Annotated in this window: 1 protein-coding gene; it reads left to right on the top strand. The window is 46.2% G+C overall.

Annotation, left to right across the window (positions count from 1 at the left end; all coding sequences use genetic code 11):
* Window positions 1-292 (top strand): dTMP kinase (gene tmk, locus AB4585_RS28355; protein ID WP_372172102.1); only part of this gene is annotated, 292 nt, incomplete at both ends.

Raw genomic sequence — 292 nt, 5'->3', positions numbered from 1 at the left:
ACCTGGTGGTACTCCTTTAGCGGAAAAAATGCGTGCTTTGGTCAAAGAAGAGCATGAAGCAGAAGAGATCCAAGATATCACCGAATTACTTCTTATGTATGGCGCACGAGTACAGTTGGTAGAAACTGTCATCAAGCCTGCATTGAGCTCAGGTAATTGGGTGGTGGGCGATCGTCATGACCTTTCATCTCAGGCATACCAAGGTGGCGGCCGACAGATCCCAGCAGAAACAATGCAGTCATTGAAGCAGATTAGCTTAGGTGATTTTAAACCCGATCTTACCCTATACATG

This window comes from Vibrio sp. 10N.222.49.C9, from assembly GCF_041474985.1.
Lineage (GTDB): Bacteria > Pseudomonadota > Gammaproteobacteria > Enterobacterales > Vibrionaceae > Vibrio > Vibrio crassostreae_C.
The sequence above is the reverse complement of the archived record's forward strand: the minus strand, read 5'-3'. Positions and strand labels throughout refer to the sequence as shown.